The following is an 18598-nucleotide window of genomic DNA, read 5'->3' as shown; positions in this document are numbered from 1 at the left end:
TGGCTGAAAGAGCGGCTGACAGTTTTACGCGAATCTGCCTGTTGCAGCAAGCGCTGTTTCAGCAAAATGCCCGTCCCTGACTTAGCATAAAGCCACATGCCGGGTAAGGGCGCTGGTGCCAGAATCAGGCGATATCACCGAAGGCAATTTTCAGACGGTTTAACCAGCCGCATAACGCACACCAGATAAGCAATCCAATAGCTGATACTTCGTTAACGCCATTCTCTTTCAACTGAGCAAAATGCGCCGGGCTGAAACGATCGGGGGCGCAGGTCAACATTTGGACAGCTTGTGCAATAGCACCTTCTTTAATTCGTGTTTGCCCCAGGCGTTTGAGTACCCGATCACCATTACGCACTGCTTCGGCAAGGTCATCATCGCCGTTCCAGCCTTGCCAGGTCTCACTAAAACAGTTCACGCTGCCGTTAATTCGCGCAGTGTAGAGAGTGACCAGTTGCGTGATGTTGTCGTCCACCAGCGTCGGGAGCGCGCCGCTATAAATTTCACCCAGCGCATCAAGTGAAGGATACTCATGCGCCAGCACGGGCGCGAGAAGCTGAAAAACAGGCAACGGTTGCCATTTAGCAAGTGACTCCATCTGACGTGCGCTGGCGGTGCGTAAATCCACCGGCGCAATGCCTGGCGTCCACTGTGCCTGCGTTGCGTCAAACAAGGCATGTTCGGCCTCTTGCTGCATTTCCATGCCTGGGATCCAGCGCACAGGCTGTCCTTGTAGCGCCTGAAAAGTGGCGATGGCGCGCGCCTGAAAACCAATAAAACCGATAACCTGGCCCATCAGAATAATGTCGTATTCTGTTAACCCCACTTCATCAAGCTGCTGGCGGGCACGTGCGTCAATAACGCCAGGTGACAGCGCGAGCTGGCGGGCATATTGCGTGATTTGTGCCAGACGCCGATTGCTCTCACGTGAAGAGTCCGGGCCGGGAAGGGGGGCCAGACGTGCGGCATAGTGATTACACAGGCGCTGCACGCCATATACCTGAGCGACAGTCAATGCAGTACTCAGGCGGTCATAGGCGCTGAATGTGTGCAGGCGATTGATCGTCACGCGCTGAGGAAACAGGAATTTGTACAGTGTTCGTGCAGGCGTCAGCCAACTGTTGCATGCCTGAATTAACGAATCTGGCAGGGTCAGGTTTAACAGAAACGGGTCGTCAACAGTGGCTGCTTCGGGAACTAAGGGGAGCGCCTGAGCCTGACGGGCGCTCGACTGGGTTTCATGATACCAGTGGCTTTTGCCGGAAACACGGCGTTGTTCCATGGTCGTTCCTTGGTCTGAAAGTGGCGATCCGGACTCGTCGTTATGCTGGTACGCGGATCTTTTTCGCTGTTTTATCCTGGCGTAAGCGGTGGAAGGGATGAAAGAATGTTACGTGATAATAAATATCAGAAAGATATATATAACGTTAAAGCGTACAGGCTGCTGGATGAGGGGGAAAGGGCAGGAATACAAACGGGAAAAGAGGTAACGAAATTCGCCCCCTGTGGCAGGGGGCGAGGGCAATTATTTCAGTTCCAGCTCGTTCATTGCAGCGATGTTGAAACCGCCATCAACGTGAACAACTTCACCGGAAATACCTGCGGACAGGTCAGAACACAGGAACGCAGCGGTGTTACCCACATCTTCAATGGTAACGGTGCGGCGAATCGGGGTAACTGCTTCGCAGTGGGACAGCATTTTACGGAAATCTTTGATACCAGATGCCGCGAGGGTGCGGATCGGGCCAGCAGAGATACCGTTAACACGAACGCCTTCCGGACCCATCGCGTTCGCCATGTAACGGACGTTCGCTTCCAGAGAGGCTTTTGCCAGACCCATAACGTTGTAGTTAGGAATAGCACGTTCTGCGCCCAGGTAGGAGAGGGTCAGCAGTGCGGAGCCTGGGTTCAGCATTTCGCGGCAGGACTTAGCCAGTGCCACAAAGCTGTAGGAGCTGATGTCATGTGCGATTTTGAAGCCATCGCGGGTTACGGCATTAACATAGTCACCGTCCAACTGGTCGCCCGGCGCAAAACCGATAGAGTGAACGAAACCGTCAAATTTCGGCCATACTTTAACCAGTTCGCTGAACAGGGCTTCGATGCTGGCATCTTCCGCAACGTCACACGGCAGTACGATGCTGGAACCCAGTTGAGCGGCAAACTCTTCCACACGGCCTTTCAGTTTGTCGTTCTGATAAGTGAACGCCAGTTCAGCGCCTTCGCGATGCATAGCTTGCGCGATACCGTAGGCGATGGAAAGTTTGCTGGCAACACCCGTTACCAGAATGCGCTTACCGGTAAGAAAACCCATAGCTTTTAATCCTTATAGTCATTGCTTTTATTTACTTTAACAATCAATAAGTTATGATTGCCATTTCAACATAAATCAAAACGAAATCGAATTATCCCAGCAGCCGCTGTCGGTGTCACGTTTTTTCCGTGATGCCAGAGCGCGCCAGAGGAATGTTTCAGACTGACTCATTAACAGTTCGATACCGCAAAAGTATATCATCAGTCTGCCATTTCGGGTCATCCAACCAGCGGGAAAGAGGAGGCGATAAGCGGAGCGTACGATAGGGCATCTGGTTGATATATGGCCATATTTATTTTAAATGACAACTATATTATTGGGATAAGTATCGCTTTTAATTAATCAAGAACACTATCTTCGTGAAGAGATTTACCCGGGAAAATGCCATCAGGCTATAAGTATATTCTAACTCACATATCAATTCAGGCTTGTGATATTTTAATGTGATCAGTCGAAAATGGACTGTCTTGAATTAATATGTCTGGTTAAAATTATCTGCCAGCGTCAGAGGAATAAATATACCTTTACATAAAGGGTGCTTTAATGGTTATCATAATCAAAAAAGCAATGTTTTTGATGGTTTCTGGTTAAATCTCTGGTTGATATATTTTTCATATGAATAATATTATTGGATTTTATATAAAAAACTAATTAAAAAGGCATTTTTTGTCTTGTGAGTCATTATTCTGGAGAGATCTAATATCTATTCATGATGAACTATTGTATATTTCCTATAATGGATGGCAGCGTACAAGGAGTGCCTTATGCGAGAGGTTACAACAGTAATAAGTATTGTGCTGATATTAGCTGGCAAGACAGTTTATGCAGAAGATATTAATATTACCATAGATGGCACAGTGGTTAGACCTTATAGTGCAAACCTCGCAAATAAAGTCACGCTGGGGACTGGTCTGTCGAATTGTGCAATGATAGGCAGCGTTAATTCGGTTAATATGGGAGGGACATGGGCAAAGAAAAATGATGGGAGTCCAAAGGTAACCTATTATACCTTAATAAATAGGGCAGACCGTTCAGCGGTTGAAGTTTGCTCGGGGCAATATGCGAACTATCGTATTTACAAAACAACGGTAGACGGTATTGGTATCTCTTATAATGATGCTGATCCAGGTTCACAATCTAAAGGAGAACCAATCACACCAACTGCGCTGACTAAATATTCAGTAAGTACAGACAGGAATAACGTACAATTATGGGCAGACATACGTTTATGGCGTTACTCGTCCTCAGCAGATTCACTGCCGTCCGGTTTGCTTAATATTGAGGGGCCTGCCTTAGCACAGGGGGTTGGGGCTACCGAAGCGGGAGACGTGATAAATAATTGTACGTCCTATTCAACAGGTACCAATCCCAGGTTATGTTTTACGGACATCATTAAATTTCCGCAAATTACGACATCCGTCTATTCTGGTACCTGTGAATTTGTCAATGCCTCAAAAACCGTACAAATGGGCAATCGTAATATCCCGGCGAATGCGCCCGAGGGGTATGGCACTTCGTGGGTGGATGCCAGTTTTCAGTTACGGTGCCCGGATGCCTGGGGCTATTATTCAAACCCTTCCAGCCCTACGGCTGTTACAAGAAACAGTGCCGTGATGGTCACCGTTAAGCCGCGTGATGGTGTGGTGAATGCCTCTAAAGGCATTTTCAAACTCGACGGCTCCGGGGCGCAGGGGGTAGGCATTCAGCTTGCCTGGGGAGATTACGGCAGCCAGGGTGAGACACCAGCGAAACCGGTACAGCTCAATACGCCGACCAATGCGAGCGGCATAAGCAGTAATTTTGCCGCCGGACCTTACGCCACAGGCAGTAATGCCGTGTCGGGGGACGGTACGATAAAAATGGCCGCCCGGTATATTCGCACAACGGGTACAGTACAGCCAGGACCAGCGAATGGCCTGGTAGAAATCCTGGCCAATTACCAGTGAGCTACGGCAGTGGAAAAATCGGTTCGCCGGGACGGGCCGATAACGCTGCTCAACCTCTTTCAGACTAATAAAGATGGTCAGATATATTTACCTGATAAAATCCGGGCAAATAACCAATAGCACCAAATGAAAACCATCGCGGTGCTATTTGCCGGGCGCGAAGCGCGCCTTAAGCATTATCAGCGATCCTGCCGCCAGGCATCGGCAGTCAGCGCCTCGCCAAAATGTCCGGCAATCAAGCGCTTAGTCAGATCGTGAAGCGGCGAAGCCAGCACGCTCGCGGTACTCCCGCGTTCAACCACTTCACCCTGATGCATCACCAGAACCTGATCGCTGATATGTTTCATCATACCGATATGCTGAGTCACATAAATATATGAAATACCCTGTTTTTCCTGTAATTCCAGCATCAGGTTAATCAGTTGCGAGCGCATCGACATATCCAGAGACGCCAGCGCTTCGTCGGCAATGATCACCTTCGGGCGCAATATTAAAGCGCGTGCCAGCCCCAGACGCTGTTTTTGCCCCGGCGCGAACATGTACGGATAGTAACTGGCGTGATCGGGCAGCAGGCCAACCATGCGCAACGTTTCATAGATGCGCTTTTGCCGTGCCTCCGGCTCCAGATCAGTATTCAGACGTAGCGGGAAATCAAGGATCTGCGAGATACGCTGACGCGGGTTCAGCGAGGTCGACGGGTCCTGGAAAATCATGCGGATACGTTGACTACGAAATGAATAGTCGCCGTAATGCAGAGGATGATCGTCAATCAGTAACTCACCGGTGGACGGTTCCACCATGCCTGCCAGCATCTTTGCCAGGGTCGATTTGCCAGAGCCATTCTCGCCGATAATGGCCAGCGTTTGCTTCTCACGCAGGGTAAAACTGAGTGATTTAACCGCTTCCACGGTTTGCGGACGAAACCACCCGGTACGATAGCGGAACGTCTTACTTAGATTGCGCACTTCGAGCAGCGTTTCAACCATCTCACTCTCTCTCCATATTCAACGGGAAATGACAGGCATACAGATGGTTTTTCGCACCACTCAGACGCGGTTTTTCTACACATTTGCGCTGGGCATAAGGACAGCGCGGCCCAAGGCGACAGCCGATCGGCAGATGTTCGAGCAACGGAATGGCACCCGGCATGGTGTTCAGGCGGCTTTTATGCGGCATGGCACTGCCAAAATCAGGGATGGCGCGAATCAACGCCTGGGTATAGGGATGATGCGGTGTCGTCACCAATTCTTCGCTTGGTGCGGTCTCCACGGTTTGCCCACAGTACATGACGTTAATGCGGTCGGCCCATTTGCTCAGCATCTGCAAGTCATGACTGATCAACAAAATGGTAGTGTTGTTGTTCTGGTTTAGTCGAGTTAACAGACGGAAGATTTGTGCCTGTGTTGTCGGCTCCATGGCGTTTGTCGGTTCATCGGCAATCAGCAGGCGTGGTTGGTTGGCCAGTGCGATAGCGATCATCACTTTCTGGCATTCCCCTTCGGTCAGCTCATAGGGGAAGCTGCGCATCGCGTCTTTATGATCTTTAATGCCCACACGGTGCAGCAGTTCAATAGCACGCTGTTTGCGCCAGCCAATACGACGGAAGAAGCCGCCTTTCCACGTCCAGCCGGGAATGTTTTGCATCAACTGTTTGCCAATTCGTTCAGACGGGTCGAGACACGACTGCGGCTCCTGAAAAATCATGGAAACGTTATGGCCAAGCAGCTTGCGGCGCTCGCGCGCGGAAAGCCGCATCAGATCGATATCATCAAAACGCATACGGTCGGCGGTCACCCGCCAGTTCTCTTTCGTCACCCCGCAAATGGCTTTGGCGATAAGGCTCTTACCTGAACCGGATTCACCCACCAGACCGCGGATTTCCCCTTCGGCCAGCGTCAGACTAACCCGGTCAACGGCCTTAACCCAGTCTTCACCAGTCTTCACTTCAATGGTCAGATTGCGAATATCCAGCAGTGGCATTATTCCACCCCCGCATTGATCGCGCGGCGAATACCATCGCCCAGCAGATTGACTAACAAAACGCTCAACATAATTGCAGCACCCGGTAGCATTACTGTCCAGGGGGCAACGTAAATGAGTTCCAGTGCATCACCGAGCATGGCACCCCATTCCGGAGAAGGAAGTTGTGCGCCCAGATCAAGGAAGCCCAGCGCCGCTATATCCAGAATGGCCATCGACAGCGAACGGGTAATTTCGGTGACCAGTCCGGAGGTCATGTTTGGTAGCACGGCAAACCACAGAATATTCAGCGTGGATGCGCCATCAAGACGGGCGGCAATAACGTACTCTTTTTCCAGTTCATCATGCACCAGGCTGTAAACCGACCTCACCATGCGCGGCAGGAGCGCCAGCCAGACGGCAAACATGGCATGAGAAAGGTGCGGCCCGGCGAAGGCCACCACAATGATGGCCAACAGCAGTGACGGAATGGAGAGCAGGGTATCGAGAATATGGTTGAGTACCGCTGAGCGCAGACCATGTGTCGCCCCGGCGAAGACGCCTAACACCAGGCCAACAAGCGTGGCGGCGAGCGTCACCACAAATGCGCCCCCGACGGTGGGGGCCGCACCGCTTAGCAAACGGCTTAATACATCGCGCCCCAGGTCATCGGTGCCGAGAAAGAAAGAGACCTCGCCATAGCGCGACCAGGACGGCGGCAACAACTGATAGCCTAAAAATTGCTGATCAATGCCGTAGGGCGCGAACCAGCCACCGAACACGCATAACACCGCCAGGGCCGCACAGCCGTACAGACCGATCATTGCCGGCGTGTCACCATAGAATTTTCGCCACGCGGTGAGCAGGGTGCTGGGCGGGCGCTTTTCGCTATAGACGCTATCGTAAGGCATACCATTCCTTATGTTTCAATGGGTTCGCCAGTGCGCCCAGAATGTCAGAAAGCACGTTCACGATGATAACCAGCGAGCCTATCACCATTACCCCGGCAGAAATTGCCGCATAATCTTGTTGGCGGATTGCGTTGATAACCCAGCGCCCCAGGCCTGGCCAACTGAACACCATTTCGGTAATCATCGCCAGCGTCAGCATCGTCGAAAATTGCAGCCCCAGGCGTGGGATGACCGGCGGCAGGGCATTATGCAGAACGTGGCGGCGCAAAATAGTCAGGCGTGACATACCACGCGTGGCGGCAGCCTTAATATAGTTTTTGTCGAAGACTTCGATGGTGCTGATACGCATTAAACGGATGACTTCGGTGGTGGGGGCAACCGCGAGTGTCAGAACCGGCAACACCATATGGCGGATGGCGCTGATAATCATCTCGTCACGCCACGGCGAATCAGAAAGCCATGCATCGAGGATAGCGAACCCGGTAACAGACTTCACTTCGTAGAGCAGATCGAAGCGGCCAGAAACCGGCAGCCAGCCCAGAGTCAGGGAGAAGAACAGTGTTAAGAGCAGCGCCAGCCAGAATACAGGAATGGAGAAGCCGAGCAGGGCGATGGCGCTTATCAATTTATCCTGCCATTTATTGCGCATAATGCCCGCCATCATGCCTATGGGGATACCCACCAGTAAGGCAAAGCCAAAGGCGAAAATACACAGCTCCATGGTTGCCGGGAAGACCTCTTTCAGTTGTTCAGAAATCAACTGACCATTGATGCTCGACACGCCAAAATCCCAGTGCAGTAGCCCGTTAAACCAAAAAACCCAGGCGTTCCACAGCGAGGCGCCCTGCAATGGCGCATGTGGGGTGAAATAGCTCAAACTAAAGCCGATAAAAGTCAGCAGAAAGAGCGTCACCAGCAGGAGCAATAAGCGGCGTAAGGTAAAAATGATCATGGTTTTTTCACCTCTTCTTCTTTTTCCCGCGTCACCCCGGCAAACGAGGCGCTGCCAAACGGGCTCAGCACGAGCCCTTTAATATCGTAGCGATAAGCCTGCAGACGAAGCGATGAGGCGAGCGGCAGTACCGGCAGTTCCTGCGCCAGAATATTTTGCGCCTCATCGTATGCATCAATACGCGAGGCAAGCTGCTGCGACGCCAGCGCTTTTTGCAGGACGCTGTCAAAATCGCGGTTACACCAGTGGGCGAAATTGGTTTGGGAATCGATAGCCGCACAGCTCAATAACGGACGGAAGAAGCTATCCGGGTCATTACTGTCGGTTGCCCAGCCTGAGAGGGTAAGATCATGGTTCATGTCCATCAGGCGCGCTTCCTGGAAACGGCCTTCAACGGGAACAATCACTACCTTCACGCCAACCTGCGCCATATCGGCCTGAATCAGTTCTGCTGTTTTCAGCGGACTGGGGTTCCAGGCCTGCGATGTGGTCGGCACCCATAAATGCAGCGTCAGGTTTTCCAGCCCGAGTTCTTTCAGGCGTTTTCGCGCTTTCTCCGGATCGTATTCGGTAACCCTGGCTTCACCGTCATAAGCCCAGGACGCGCGAGGTAAAATCGATGCCGCCGTTTCGGCCGTGCCGTAATAGATGGACTGCATCAGGCGCTGGTTGTTAATCGATAAGGCCAGCGCATGGCGAACTTCCGGGTTATTGAGCGGCGCTTTGTCAGTATTAAACGCCAGATAGGCGATATTCATACCCGGACGCAGGGTCAGGCGCAGGCGCGGGTCGTCACGCAAAATGGTTAACTGACTCGCGGCAGGCCAGGCCAGCACATCGCACTCACCGGTCAATAATTTTGAGAGTCGGCCTGTTCCACCTGAGCCCAGATCTACCACCACTTGTGGCATCAGCGGCGTGCCACGCCAAAAATGGGCGTGACGTTGTAACCTGACATACTGCCCGGCGCGGTACTCTGCTAACTGGAACGGTCCGGTGCCGACGGGCTGGCGATCAAGAAGTTCCTGACGGTCGGATTTTGCCAGCATTGCCGCATACTCCGCAGACATTACCGAGGCGTAGTGAGTCGCCAGATGCCATAAGAAGGAGGCGTCTGGCTGGCGCAGACGAAACTCGACGGTATGGCTATCGAGCTTGCGCACACTTTGTACGGAATCTGCGAATTGCAGACTGTCGAAATAAGGGAAGCTGGTGCCATTAACGTTATGCCAGGGGTTGTCGCGATCAAAAATGCGCTGAAAGGTAAAAACGACATCGTCTGCGTTGAAATTACGTTTAGGCTTGAACCACTGCGTCGTCTGGAAGGCAACGCCATCACGCAGGTGGAAGCGGTAGGTCGCACCGTTGTCCATAACTTCCCAGCTTTCCGCCAGTTCAGGCACCAGGCGGTAGGTATAGGGGTCAACGTCCAGCAGGCGGTCATAAAGTTGCGCTGCCAGCGTATCGACAATCAGACCGCTGCCCGCTTTCTGTGGATTAAACGTGCTTACTTGCCCGTTGACGCAATAAACGAAGCCACTGTCGCGAATATCGGCAGTCGCCGCCTGCGGTGAAGCAGAGTGCGCAATACCGGCCCACAGGCTCGCGGTGATTAGCAGGAAAGGGGAAAGCAGACGCATGTTTTATTCAACGATTTTAGGTTCATGTGCAAAGTGTATCGCACTTGCCATAGCTTCGTACAAATGTCTGATAACGACTGCTGTTATTGTCAGCGATTTCAGCTTATCTGGTGCTTTTTCAGTAGCGCCCGCAACTGGTGATAGGTCAATCCCAGCAGCTCCGCCGCCCGTTTCTGGTTAAATTTTGCCTGCTGCAAGCTGTTTAACAGTAACTCGCGTTCCTGCTGATGCTGGAACTGGCGGAGGTCGACAGGCAGCCTCGGTAGACCGTCCGGTTCAGGTAAAACCGCGTCAACGATGGGCGTCTCGCTGTTAAAGGGGTCAATGATGATCTCATCGAGCGGCGTTTCACTTGTCCCGTGCCGGTAAACCGAGCGTTCAACGACGTTTTTAAGCTCGCGAATATTCCCCGGCCAGTTATAACGCATCAACGTTTCGCGCGCGCGCTCTGTAAATCCGGCAAACAGCGGCAATTTAAGTTCGCGGCACATTTGGATGGCAAAGTGATCGGCCATCAGCATGATATCGCTCTGGCGCTGGCGTAACGGGGGAAGTTGCACCACATCAAAGGCCAGACGGTCCAGTAAGTCGGCGCGGAAAGTGCCTTTGTAAACCATCTCCGGCAGGTTGGCGTTGGTGGCGCACACCAGGCGTACATTAACCTGCAGAGGCTGGCTGCCGCCAACGCGCTCCAGTTCACCATATTCAATCACGCGCAGCAGTTTTTCCTGCACCAGCATCGGGGCGGTGGCCAGCTCATCAAGAAACAGGGTGCCGCCATCGGCGCGCTCAAACCGACCTGGATGACGTTTTTGCGCCCCGGTGAAGGCGCCCGCTTCATGGCCAAACAGCTCGGTATCAAGCAGATTTTCATTGAGGGCAGCGCAGTTGAGGGAGATAAACGGCCCTTGCCAACGGCTCGACAGATAGTGCAGACGGTTGGCGATTAACTCTTTCCCTGTGCCGCGTTCACCGATGATAAGCACCGGTTTATCGAGCGGCGCCAGACGCGAAACCTGTTCCAGCACCTCAATAAAGCTGTTGGACTCGCCCAGCAGATTGTCTCTTTGTTCAGCCATGATGAATTTCGCCACTTGTTAGCGTTATTCACCACTCTAAACTAAAAATACGCAACGGTAAAATAGAGTGTTTCTTTTAAAATCAATAAATTAAAAAATTGGCACGAAGATTGTAATACCTGAGAGCAGGGCAAGGCCCGATTACAGAAATTAAGAGGAACAGATTATGGGTATTTTTTCTCGTTTTGCCGACATCGTGAACGCTAACATCAACTCGCTGCTGGAGCGCGCTGAGGATCCGCAAAAGCTGGTGCGTCTGATGATTCAGGAAATGGAAGACACGCTGGTCGAAGTACGTTCAACCTCAGCCCGTGCGCTGGCAGAGAAAAAACAGCTCGTACGCCGCGTTGAGCAGGCGACCGCGCAACAGGTTGAATGGCAGGAAAAAGCCGAGCTGGCTCTGCGCAAAGATAAAGACGATCTGGCGCGTGCGGCGCTGATCGAGAAGCAGAAAGTGACGGCGCTTATCGATACGCTGGAGCAGGAAGTGGTGCAGGTTGATGAAACTCTCGCCCGGATGAAAAAAGAGATTGGCGAGCTGGAGAGCAAACTCAGCGAAACGCGCGCACGCCAGCAGGCGCTCTCTTTACGCCACCAGGCGGCGAGCTCGTCCCGTGATGTGCGTCGCCAGCTTGATAGCGGCAAGATTGATGAAGCGATGGCCCGTTTTGAGTCTTTCGAACGTCGTATTGACCAGATGGAAGCCGAAGCTGAAAGTCATGGTTTTGGTAAACACAAAACGCTGGATCAGCAGTTCTCTGAACTGAAAGCAGATGACGAAATTAGCGAACAACTGGCGCAGCTGAAAGCAAAAATGAAACAAGATAATCAATAACTTTTTTGCAAGACATTGCAGGCGGCATCGGGAGATGTCGCCCCATTATCACCTGTAAGGAGTACACATGAGCGCGCTTTTTCTGGCCATTCCCCTGACGTTATTCGTTCTGTTTATTTTGCCGGTCTGGTTATGGCTCCATTACAACAACCGTACCTCACGCGGTGAACTACCGCAAAGTGAGCAGCAACGGTTGGTGCAACTGACCGACGATGCACGGCGAATGCGTGAACGTATTCAGGCGCTGGAAGACATTCTTGATGCAGAGCATCCGAACTGGAGAGATCGCTGATGGCAGGTTTAAACAGCAATAAAAAATTATGGCGTATCCCACAGGAAGGCATGGTGAAAGGGGTGTGCGCCGGTGTTGCGCACTATCTGGATGTACCGGTGAAGTTGATCCGTTTGATAACGGTGTTGGCCATGCTGTTCGGGCTGTTTTTCCCGGTTGTGGTGGTCTATATCGTTATGACCTTCGTTCTGGATCCGATGCCGGAGAGCGCAGTGGACGCCGAAAACACACCAACCAGCAGCCAGCTTCTGGATGCCGTGGATGCGGAACTGGCAGCCGGTGAGCGTCGTCTGCGCCAGATGGAGCGTTATGTCACCTCCGACACGTTCTCTTTGCGTAGTCGTTTCCGACAGCTTTAATGAAGAGGTATCAGGCAATGGCAACCTGGCGACAGGCTACACAGAAAGTTAAACCGGGGATGAAAATCGCCGGGAAAGTTGTCCTGCTGGCCGCGTTGCGCTATGGCCCGGCAGGGGTTGCAGGCTGGGCGGTAAAATCGGTGGCGCGACGCCCGGTAAAAATGTTGTTGGCTTTTGCGCTTGAACCGTTGCTCAGTCGCGCGGCGAGCCGATTCTCGAAACGCTTTATGAAGTAACCCGTGCGCAAAATGCGATAACAGCGCTACAACCGGGTTGTAGCCGGGCGTATAGTTGGCGAAGGAATTAACAAAACCAAAGGAAGGAAAGATGTTAAAACAAACGGTTATCGCCGCTGCGCTCGCTGCCAGCACGCCCACTTTTGCCGCGGAGCACTGGATCGACGTACGGATCCCGGAGCAGTATCAGCACGAACATATTCAGGGCGCACTGAACATACCGCTCAGTGATATTCAGGCCGGAACCTTTTCGCCACTGGCAAAAGAGGACACCCTTTATCTGTACTGCAATTCCGGGCGTCAGGCGACGCTGGCCCAGGAGGCATTACAGCAAATGGGTTACCAGCATGTCATCAATATGGGCGGCATAGCCGGTCTGAATAAGCCTGTCGTTACCTCCAAATAAACCTTCTGGTGGCGGGGCATTCACCTCGCTACCGTTGATATCTGCCGAAGTGCACCTCATCTCATATATTCTATGAATAAATTTTCTGATTTCATGGCGGCACGGAATGACGATTGAACGCTGGAAAAATGAACTTAACGCCCTGGTAAACCGGGGAATGGATCGCCATCTGCGGTTAGCCGTTACGGGGCTTAGCCGCAGCGGAAAGACGGCGTTTATCACCGCAATGGTGAATCAATTACTTAACGTTCATGCAGGCGCGCGGCTTCCCTTGTTTAGCGCGGTACGTGAAGAGCGACTGCTTGGTGTTAAACGCGTTCCTCAACGTGATTTTGGTATTCCGCGTTTTACCTATGACGAAGGGCTTGCGCAGCTCTATGGTACGCCACCCGTCTGGCCAACCCCGACACGCGGTGTCAGCGAGATTCGACTCGCGCTGCGCTTCCGGTCGCAGGAGTCGCTGCTGCGCCATTTTAAAGAGACCTCCACGCTGTATCTGGAAATTGTCGATTATCCGGGGGAATGGCTGCTGGATTTACCAATGCTGGCTCAGGATTATCTAAGCTGGTCACGACAGATGCGCGGCCTGTTACAGGGGCAACGTGGCGAATGGTCGCAGAAGTGGCAGGCCTTGTATGAAGGGCTGGATCCTTTAGCGCCTGCCGATGAAAACCGCCTGGCAGACATTGCCGCCGCCTGGACAGATTATTTGCATCAGTGCAAACGCGAAGGGCTGCATTTTATTCAGCCGGGGCGTTTTGTTCTGCCCGGTGATATGGCCGGCGCACCTGCATTGCAATTTTTCCCATGGCCCAATGTGGACGAAGCGGGGGAAGCCAGACTGGCGCAGGCGGGCAAACACACTAACGCGGGCATGCTGCGCGAGCGGTTTAACTACTATTGCGAACATGTGGTGAAGGATTTTTATAAAAATTACTTCCTGCGTTTTGACCGCCAGATTGTGCTGGTGGATTGCCTGCAACCGCTCAACAGCGGGCCACAAGCCTTTAATGATATGCGTCTGGCGCTGACGCAACTGATGCAAAGCTTTCACTACGGTCAGCGGACGCTGTTTCGCCGTCTCTTCTCGCCGGTTATCGATAAGCTGCTGTTTGCCGCCACAAAAGCGGATCATGTCACGCTCGACCAGCATGCCAATATGGTGTCGTTGCTCCAGCAACTGATTCAGGATGCGTGGCAAAACGCCGCATTTGAAGGGATCAGCATGGACTGCGTTGGTCTGGCCTCTGTCCAGGCGACCCAGAGTGGGCTGATTGATGTTAATGGCGAGAAAATTCCTGCGTTACGTGGCCATCGGCTGAGCGATGGTTCTCCCCTGACATTTTACCCCGGTGAGGTGCCGGCGCGTCTGCCAGGCCAGGCATTCTGGGAAAAACAAGGGTTTCAGTTTGAGTCCTTCCGTCCTCAGGCGCTGGATGTGGATAAGCCATTGCCGCATATCCGTCTGGACGCTGCGCTGGAATTTTTATTGGGAGATAAATTGCGATGAGTGAACCCCTCAAACCGCGTATCGATTTTGCCGGACCGCTGGAAGCGGAGACCGTCATGCAGGTCAAGGCCGCGCAAACATTCAGCGACGATCTGGCTGATAACTTCGCGCCAGTCAATCCCGACGAGATCCGCGAAGAAGGCCCGGCAGAAGCCGCAGTAGAAGCGGCGCTGCACCCGAAACGCAGCCTGTGGCGCAAAATGGTGCTCACCGGGATGGCGCTGTTTGGCGCAAGCGTTGTCGGTCAGGGCGTGCAATGGGCGATGAATGCCTGGCAAACTCAGGACTGGGTCGCTATGGGCGGGTGCGCCGCTGGTGCATTGATTGTCGGTGCGGGCGTTGGGTCAGTGGCGACGGAGTGGCGTCGGTTATGGCGATTGCGGCAGCGAGCCCAGGCACGAGACGAGGCGCGGGAACTGCTTCACAGCCACGGTACAGGGAAAGGTCGCGCATTTTGTGAAAATCTGGCGCGCCAGGCCGGGCTTGACCACGCGCATCCTGCACTCCAGCGCTGGTATGCGGCTATCCATGAGACGCAAAATGACAGGGAAGTGGTCTCGCTATATGCCCATATCGTTCAGCCTGTATTGGATAACCAGGCGCGGCGTGAAATCAGTCGCTCCGCGGCTGAGTCAACATTAATGATTGCCGTCAGCCCGCTTGCGGTGGTGGATATGGCGTTTATCGCCTGGCGTAATCTGCGTCTGATAAACCGCATTGCCACGCTTTATGGTATTGAGCTGGGGTATTACAGTCGACTGCGTCTGTTTCGCCTGGTGCTGCTCAATATTGCCTTTGCTGGCGCCAGTGAAATGGTGCGTGAAGTGGGGATGGACTGGATGTCGCAAGATCTTGCCGCCCGGCTTTCCGCCCGTGCCGCGCAGGGGATCGGCGCAGGCCTGTTGACTGCCAGGTTAGGCATCAAAGCCATGGAACTGTGCCGCCCGTTACCGTGGCTGGGCGATGACAAACCGCGTCTTGGCGATTTTCGTCGCCAGTTAGTGGTGCAGCTCAAAGAGACGGTGCAAAAAGGCAAAGCGTCGAAGCGAGATGGATAGTTCTCTCTTGCCGTTAAGTTTACTGTGGTTATTTTTACAGGAGTCCCATTTTGGGATAAAATGGATAGGTCCCATGATGGGACAGGGATAATTCAATGAAGATCATATCCATCAAAGCGCTCAGAGATTTTTGGACGGCACATCCGGATGCGGAACAGCCCTTAAAAGCATGGCACGATGAGGTTCAGCAGGCTGAATGGAAAACACCTGCAGACATTAAATCTCAATACCGCAGTGCAAGCATTCTCAAAAACCGGAGGGTCGTGTTCAACATTAAAGGTAACGACTACCGTTTAATTGTCTCGATTGCGTATCAACGAGGCTGGGTGTTTGTGAAATTTATAGGCACACATCATGAATATGATGTTGTCGATGCAGACAACGTTGAACGAGGGTAATCTGTATGCAAATCAAATTAATCAAAACGGAACAGGATTACGAAGCCGCGTTAAAAGCGGTTGCCCCTATGTTCGACAATGAACCTCAAATGAACACACCTGAGGGTGATTATTTTGAGGTGATGTGTTTGCTTATCGAAGAGTATGAAAAAAAACATTATCCAATCGACCCTCCCGATCCGATTGAGGCCATAAAATTCAGGATGGAGCAACAAGGATTGACCGTCAGCGATCTGGAGTCTGCAATTGGCAAATCGAACCGGGTATACGAAATTCTGAACGGTAAGCGCAATCTGACGTTACCGATGATTCGAAAACTCCACCTCCAGTTTGGCATTCCCCTGGAAAGCCTTGTTGGATTATAAATTGTGCGCTGCGCGTTTAACTTTACGGCACAGCGCCCACTTTTCCGCCATGCTGTCAATATTTCTTGACAGACATCTTCCTGCCAGACAGGAACTGACATATCATCCCGGCATTCGTTGATTATCTGGGGTGATATTTCCATGCGTCTTGAAGTCTTTTGTGAAGACCGACTGGGTCTGACACGCGAACTGCTGGATTTACTGGTGCTACGCGGCATTGATTTACGCGGAATCGAGATAGACCCTGTCGGGCGCATCTACCTGAATTTTGCTGCTCTGGAGTTCAATACATTCAGCAGCCTGATGGCAGAGATTCGCCGCATCCCTGGCGTAACCGACGTGCGCACCGTGCTGTGGATGCCTTCCGAGCGTGAGCATCGTGCGCTGAGTGCGGTGCTGGAGGCGTTGCCTGAACCCGTTTTATCGCTTGATATGAAAGGGAAGATTGAACTGGCGAACCCGGCGAGTTGCCAGCTATTTGCGCTGGACCAGAGCAAACTGCGCAATCACAACGCGGTACAGCTCATTTCCGGTTTCAATTTCACGCGCTGGCTGGAAAGCAACCCGCACAACTCTCATAGCGAACATGTTGCCATTAATGGGCAAAATTTCCTGATGGAAATCACCCCGGTTCATCTGGAAGGCGAAACCGGCGAACCGGTACTGACCGGCGCGGTGGTGATGCTACGTTCCACTGTCCGAATGGGGCGTCAATTACAAAATCTTTCGCAACAGGATCTGGGCGCTTTCAGCCAGATTGTTGCCGTCAGTCCGAAGATGCGTCAGGTGATGGAGCAGGCCCGGAAGCTGGCTACGCTTACGGCACCGCTACTCATTACCGGTGACACGGGGACGGGTAAAGATTTGCTGGCACGAGCCTGCCATATGGCCAGTCCGCGAGCGGCGAAACCCTACCTGGCGCTGAACTGCGCGTCGATTCCGGAAGATGCCGTCGAAAGTGAACTGTTTGGTCATGCCCCGGAAGGGAAAAAGGGCTTTTTTGAACAGGCGAATGGCGGTTCTGTGTTGCTGGATGAAATCGGCGAAATGTCGGCGCGTATGCAGGTTAAACTGCTGCGTTTTCTCAATGACGGGACTTTCCGCCGGGTGGGGGAAGACCATGAAGTACACGTCGATGTGCGGGTGATTTGCGCCACCCAGCGCAACCTTGTGGAGCTGGTGCAAAAGGGGATGTTCCGCGAAGACCTCTATTATCGCCTGAATGTTCTGACGCTGAATCTACCGCCGTTGCGGGAGCGTCCGCAGGATATCATGCCGCTGACCGAGCTCTTTGTTGCCCGTTTTGCCGATGAGCAGGGCGTTCCCCGGCCTAAATTATCGGCCGATCTGGGTAAAGTTCTGACCCGTTATGGCTGGCCGGGTAACGTTCGTCAGTTGAAAAACGCGATCTACCGTGCGCTTACCCAACTGGAAGGCTACGAGCTACGCTCACAGGATATTCTGCTGCCGGACTTTGATGCCGCTACCCTGCCTGTCGGCGAAGATGCTATGGAAGGGTCGCTTGATGAGATCACCAGCCGCTTTGAGCGCTCGGTACTGACACAGCTTTATCGCAGTTTCCCCAGCACGCGTAAGCTGGCTAAGCGCCTTGGTGTTTCGCATACGGCGATCGCGAATAAACTACGGGAATATGGTTTGAGCCAGAAGAAGGGTGACGAGTAATACGAATTGCCCGGTAACAGGGTGTTACCGGGCAGACTTTATTAGCCTTTCAGCACTTCAAGTGCGGCAGCATAGTCAGGCTCATTGGTGATTTCATTCACCAGTTGGCTGAAAATGACATTGTCGTTTTCGTCAATGACCACCACAGCACGTGCCGCCAGACCTTTCAGCGCGCCTTCGGAAATACCCACACCGTAGTTTTCCAGGAACTCAGTATTACGCAGAGTGGACAGGGTGATCACATTGCTCAGACCTTCTGCGCCGCAGAAGCGAGACTGGGCGAACGGCAGGTCAGCGGAAATGCACAGAACGACAGTGTCGTTTACGCCTGTTGCCAATTCGTTAAATTTACGCACAGATGCGGCGCATACGCCGGTATCAATGCTCGGGAAAATGTTCAGAACTTTACGTTTTCCTGCAAACTGGCTCAATGCAACGTCAGACAGGTCTTTCGCCACGAGAGAGAACGGTGCGGCTTTGGAACCGACCTGCGGAATCTTACCGGCAACGGAAACTGGATTACCCTGGAAATGGACAAGCTGTGACATATATATCTTCCTGTTTACATATAGTTAACTTCATCGCTAGTGTATTCTGAAAGCAAGGACCACGGCAAACCTAATTTCACATCTATAATCGTGGAAAAGGCGGCAGA

The 18598-nt window shown here is 52.6% G+C and carries 20 protein-coding genes; 11 read left to right on the top strand and 9 right to left on the bottom strand.

The window, feature by feature from the left end; translation table 11 throughout:
* Positions 1 to 124 precede the first annotated feature (124 nt).
* Together ACS0RQ_RS14460 and fabI are read right to left on the bottom strand one after the other, a co-directional pair.
* A complete protein-coding gene (locus ACS0RQ_RS14460; protein WP_271851171.1) occupies positions 125 to 1282 on the bottom strand; it encodes a carboxymuconolactone decarboxylase family protein in 1158 nt (385 codons plus the stop codon).
* A gap of 243 nt (positions 1283 to 1525) precedes the next feature.
* Complete coding sequence (gene fabI / locus ACS0RQ_RS14455; RefSeq protein WP_039076945.1) at positions 1526 to 2314, bottom strand: enoyl-ACP reductase FabI; 789 nt, start codon at positions 2312 to 2314, stop codon at positions 1526 to 1528.
* Between the two features lie 764 nt (positions 2315 to 3078).
* Here fabI and ACS0RQ_RS14450 point away from each other — a divergent pair.
* Positions 3079 to 4260: a fimbrial protein gene (locus tag ACS0RQ_RS14450; RefSeq protein ID WP_271851170.1), complete on the top strand. Its 1182-nt coding sequence runs from the start codon at positions 3079 to 3081 to the stop codon at positions 4258 to 4260.
* A gap of 179 nt (positions 4261 to 4439) precedes the next feature.
* Here the strand turns inward: ACS0RQ_RS14450 and sapF are convergent, their stop codons facing one another.
* The 6 genes from sapF to pspF form a co-directional block, all read right to left on the bottom strand.
* The gene (gene sapF / locus ACS0RQ_RS14445; RefSeq protein ID WP_039076947.1) at positions 4440 to 5246 is read right to left on the bottom strand and encodes a putrescine export ABC transporter ATP-binding protein SapF; all 807 of its coding nucleotides are present in this window, start codon (positions 5244 to 5246) and stop codon (positions 4440 to 4442) included.
* A gap of 1 nt (position 5247) precedes the next feature.
* Complete coding sequence (gene sapD, locus ACS0RQ_RS14440) at positions 5248 to 6240, bottom strand: putrescine export ABC transporter ATP-binding protein SapD (protein ID WP_271851169.1); 993 nt, start codon at positions 6238 to 6240, stop codon at positions 5248 to 5250.
* Positions 6240 to 7130, bottom strand: a complete 891-nt coding sequence (gene sapC, locus ACS0RQ_RS14435) for a putrescine export ABC transporter permease SapC (protein ID WP_271851168.1) — start codon at positions 7128 to 7130, stop codon at positions 6240 to 6242. Before sapC ends, sapD begins: the two co-directional genes overlap by 1 nt.
* The gene (gene sapB / locus ACS0RQ_RS14430; RefSeq protein ID WP_271851167.1) at positions 7117 to 8082 is read right to left on the bottom strand and encodes a putrescine export ABC transporter permease SapB; all 966 of its coding nucleotides are present in this window, start codon (positions 8080 to 8082) and stop codon (positions 7117 to 7119) included. The genes sapC and sapB overlap by 14 nt, the downstream gene beginning before the upstream one ends.
* Complete coding sequence (sapA, locus tag ACS0RQ_RS14425; RefSeq protein ID WP_271851166.1) at positions 8079 to 9722, bottom strand: ABC transporter substrate-binding protein SapA; 1644 nt, start codon at positions 9720 to 9722, stop codon at positions 8079 to 8081. The genes sapB and sapA overlap by 4 nt, the downstream gene beginning before the upstream one ends.
* Before the next feature lie 98 nt (positions 9723 to 9820).
* Positions 9821 to 10801, bottom strand: coding sequence for a phage shock protein operon transcriptional activator (gene pspF, locus ACS0RQ_RS14420; RefSeq protein ID WP_271851165.1), 981 nt, complete (start codon positions 10799 to 10801; stop codon positions 9821 to 9823).
* 166 nt (positions 10802 to 10967) lie between these two features.
* Between pspF and pspA the strand changes: the two genes are divergently transcribed.
* From pspA to tyrR, 10 genes are all read left to right on the top strand, one after another.
* A complete protein-coding gene (gene pspA, locus ACS0RQ_RS14415; RefSeq protein WP_039076953.1) occupies positions 10968 to 11636 on the top strand; it encodes a phage shock protein PspA in 669 nt (222 codons plus the stop codon).
* Positions 11637 to 11703: 67 nt separating this feature from the next.
* Positions 11704 to 11928, top strand: a complete 225-nt coding sequence (gene pspB / locus ACS0RQ_RS14410; protein ID WP_039076954.1) for an envelope stress response membrane protein PspB — start codon at positions 11704 to 11706, stop codon at positions 11926 to 11928.
* Entirely contained in the window at positions 11928 to 12287 is a 360-nt protein-coding gene (gene pspC, locus ACS0RQ_RS14405; protein ID WP_039076955.1) for an envelope stress response membrane protein PspC, read from the top strand. Before pspB ends, pspC begins: the two co-directional genes overlap by 1 nt.
* Positions 12288 to 12304: 17 nt before the next feature.
* Complete coding sequence (gene pspD / locus ACS0RQ_RS14400; protein WP_271851164.1) at positions 12305 to 12523, top strand: phage shock protein PspD; 219 nt, start codon at positions 12305 to 12307, stop codon at positions 12521 to 12523.
* 91 nt (positions 12524 to 12614) lie between these two features.
* On the top strand, positions 12615 to 12929 hold the full coding sequence (pspE, locus tag ACS0RQ_RS14395) for a thiosulfate sulfurtransferase PspE (RefSeq protein ID WP_079497516.1): 315 nt from the start codon (positions 12615 to 12617) through the stop codon (positions 12927 to 12929).
* A gap of 112 nt (positions 12930 to 13041) precedes the next feature.
* Complete coding sequence (locus ACS0RQ_RS14390; RefSeq protein WP_271851196.1) at positions 13042 to 14439, top strand: YcjX family GTP-binding protein; 1398 nt, start codon at positions 13042 to 13044, stop codon at positions 14437 to 14439.
* Positions 14436 to 15497 (top strand): YcjF family protein, encoded by a 1062-nt coding sequence (locus ACS0RQ_RS14385; RefSeq protein WP_271851163.1) that lies wholly within the window; start codon positions 14436 to 14438, stop codon positions 15495 to 15497. The genes ACS0RQ_RS14390 and ACS0RQ_RS14385 overlap by 4 nt, the downstream gene beginning before the upstream one ends.
* Positions 15498 to 15592: 95 nt before the next feature.
* Positions 15593 to 15895, top strand: a complete 303-nt coding sequence (locus ACS0RQ_RS14380; protein WP_271851162.1) for a type II toxin-antitoxin system HigB family toxin — start codon at positions 15593 to 15595, stop codon at positions 15893 to 15895.
* A gap of 5 nt (positions 15896 to 15900) precedes the next feature.
* A complete protein-coding gene (locus tag ACS0RQ_RS14375; RefSeq protein ID WP_271851161.1) occupies positions 15901 to 16260 on the top strand; it encodes a helix-turn-helix domain-containing protein in 360 nt (119 codons plus the stop codon).
* A gap of 141 nt (positions 16261 to 16401) precedes the next feature.
* A complete protein-coding gene (gene tyrR, locus ACS0RQ_RS14370) occupies positions 16402 to 17943 on the top strand; it encodes a transcriptional regulator TyrR (protein WP_271851160.1) in 1542 nt (513 codons plus the stop codon).
* Positions 17944 to 17984: 41 nt separating this feature from the next.
* On the opposite strand, the gene tpx is transcribed toward tyrR, so the two are convergent.
* Positions 17985 to 18491: a thiol peroxidase gene (gene tpx / locus ACS0RQ_RS14365; protein WP_132439330.1), complete on the bottom strand. Its 507-nt coding sequence runs from the start codon at positions 18489 to 18491 to the stop codon at positions 17985 to 17987.
* Between the last annotated feature and the right edge of the window lie 107 nt (positions 18492 to 18598).

The organism is Phytobacter diazotrophicus, from assembly GCF_052061655.1.
GTDB lineage: Bacteria > Pseudomonadota > Gammaproteobacteria > Enterobacterales > Enterobacteriaceae > Phytobacter > Phytobacter diazotrophicus.
The sequence above is the reverse complement of the archived record's forward strand: the minus strand, read 5'-3'. Positions and strand labels throughout refer to the sequence as shown.

Bases quoted from the DNA above. Each gene is read 5' to 3' on its own strand.
- ACS0RQ_RS14460 (WP_271851171.1), bottom strand. From the start codon at position 1,282: ATGGAACAACGCCGTGTTTCCGGCAAAAGCCACTGGTATCATGAAACC.
- fabI (WP_039076945.1), bottom strand. From the start codon at position 2,314: ATGGGTTTTCTTACCGGTAAGCGCATTCTGGTAACGGGTGTTGCCAGC.
- ACS0RQ_RS14450 (WP_271851170.1), top strand. From the start codon at position 3,079: ATGCGAGAGGTTACAACAGTAATAAGTATTGTGCTGATATTAGCTGGC.
- sapF (WP_039076947.1), bottom strand. From the start codon at position 5,246: ATGGTTGAAACGCTGCTCGAAGTGCGCAATCTAAGTAAGACGTTCCGC.
- sapD (WP_271851169.1), bottom strand. From the start codon at position 6,240: ATGCCACTGCTGGATATTCGCAATCTGACCATTGAAGTGAAGACTGGT.
- sapC (WP_271851168.1), bottom strand. From the start codon at position 7,130: ATGCCTTACGATAGCGTCTATAGCGAAAAGCGCCCGCCCAGCACCCTG.
- sapB (WP_271851167.1), bottom strand. From the start codon at position 8,082: ATGATCATTTTTACCTTACGCCGCTTATTGCTCCTGCTGGTGACGCTC.
- sapA (WP_271851166.1), bottom strand. From the start codon at position 9,722: ATGCGTCTGCTTTCCCCTTTCCTGCTAATCACCGCGAGCCTGTGGGCC.
- pspF (WP_271851165.1), bottom strand. From the start codon at position 10,801: ATGGCTGAACAAAGAGACAATCTGCTGGGCGAGTCCAACAGCTTTATT.
- pspA (WP_039076953.1), top strand. From the start codon at position 10,968: ATGGGTATTTTTTCTCGTTTTGCCGACATCGTGAACGCTAACATCAAC.
- pspB (WP_039076954.1), top strand. From the start codon at position 11,704: ATGAGCGCGCTTTTTCTGGCCATTCCCCTGACGTTATTCGTTCTGTTT.
- pspC (WP_039076955.1), top strand. From the start codon at position 11,928: ATGGCAGGTTTAAACAGCAATAAAAAATTATGGCGTATCCCACAGGAA.
- pspD (WP_271851164.1), top strand. From the start codon at position 12,305: ATGGCAACCTGGCGACAGGCTACACAGAAAGTTAAACCGGGGATGAAA.
- pspE (WP_079497516.1), top strand. From the start codon at position 12,615: ATGTTAAAACAAACGGTTATCGCCGCTGCGCTCGCTGCCAGCACGCCC.
- ACS0RQ_RS14385 (WP_271851163.1), top strand. From the start codon at position 14,436: ATGAGTGAACCCCTCAAACCGCGTATCGATTTTGCCGGACCGCTGGAA.
- ACS0RQ_RS14380 (WP_271851162.1), top strand. From the start codon at position 15,593: ATGAAGATCATATCCATCAAAGCGCTCAGAGATTTTTGGACGGCACAT.
- ACS0RQ_RS14375 (WP_271851161.1), top strand. From the start codon at position 15,901: ATGCAAATCAAATTAATCAAAACGGAACAGGATTACGAAGCCGCGTTA.
- tyrR (WP_271851160.1), top strand. From the start codon at position 16,402: ATGCGTCTTGAAGTCTTTTGTGAAGACCGACTGGGTCTGACACGCGAA.
- tpx (WP_132439330.1), bottom strand. From the start codon at position 18,491: ATGTCACAGCTTGTCCATTTCCAGGGTAATCCAGTTTCCGTTGCCGGT.